The 1,088-nt window shown below is 59.5% G+C and carries 2 protein-coding genes; both read left to right on the forward strand.

What is annotated here, in order from left to right; translation table 11 throughout:
- On the forward strand, positions 1 to 235 hold a 235-nt coding region (locus IFT82_RS20665), incomplete at its 5' end, for a hypothetical protein (protein ID WP_207105861.1).
- Positions 236 to 263: 28 nt separating this feature from the next.
- Positions 264 to 1,018 (forward strand): IS5 family transposase gene (locus IFT82_RS20300; RefSeq protein WP_192129940.1). Its coding sequence is split into 2 segments (ribosomal slippage): positions 264 to 597 and positions 597 to 1,018, totalling 756 coding nucleotides; the frame shifts between segments, so codons are not numbered across the junction.
- Positions 1,019 to 1,088 lie beyond the last annotated feature (70 nt).

Consider the following 1,088-nt stretch of genomic DNA (forward strand, 5'->3'; position numbering starts at 1 on the left):
GGTGAATCACAAGCTGCTGAAATCGCTCAACTCAATTTTCGGTCGGGCTCTCAGGACAGGCTTTACTATGCTGTATCGCTCGACGCACGACCTCTGTCGTGGTGGCGCTCCCGTGCAGAACCTGACCCATAGCGCTTCCTTCCACTCGCCTGTGGATGATGCACCATCAATCGTCGGGACCAAACACCTAGGCTCAGGACCCATTAATTCACTTGCGCGGATAGGTGCGGATTGATTCAATGGCGGCGCAAGGAGGCGTTACCGTGAATGATCTGGTCCTGTTGTCAGCGGCGCAGATGCGTCGGATCGAGCCGTATTTCCCGCTGTCGCACGGTATCCCGCGGGTCGATGATCGCCGTATCATCAGCGGCATCATTTACGTGATCAGGAACGGCCTGCGCTGGTGCGATGCACCGGCGGGATACGGGCCGCACAAGACGATCGACAACCGCTTCATCCGCTGGAGCCGACTGGGTGTGTTCAATCGCATTTTTGAGGCGCTCGCCGCCAAGGGCGGTCGATCGGATCAGTTGATGATCGATGCCACGCATCTGAAGGCACATCGCACGGCGGCAAGCCTGCTTGAAAAGGGGATGTTCCCCGCCGTATCGGACGCACCAAAAGCGGCCTGAACTCCAAGCTGCATGCCGTCTGCGATGATCGCGGCCGCCCGCGCGTCATGCTGCTGAGCGAGGGCCAGAGGAGCGATTGCAAAGGCGCTGCGCTCATCCTCCCGGTGCTGCCCAGGACCAAGGTGCTGCTCGGCGACAAAGGCCATGATGCCGACTGGCTGCGCCAAGCGCTCGCCGATCTAAACATCACCGCCTGCATCCCGTCCAAAGCCAATCGCAAGATCCAGATCCCGCACGACGCGGCGCTCTATCGCCGCCGCCACAAGATCGAGATCATGTTTGGACGCCTCAAGGACTGGCGCCGCATCCACACACGCTACGATCGATGCGCGCATACCTTCATGTCCGCCATCACTCTCGCCGCCACCGTCATCTTCTGGCTCTGATCAATGAGTCCTGAGCCTAGTCACCTGAATCCGAAGTTCGCCTCATTGTTTTCTGGCAGAAGCGTTTGAC

This window comes from Sphingomonas sp. CFBP 8760 (assembly GCF_014841615.1).
Taxonomy (GTDB): Bacteria; Pseudomonadota; Alphaproteobacteria; order Sphingomonadales; family Sphingomonadaceae; genus Sphingomonas.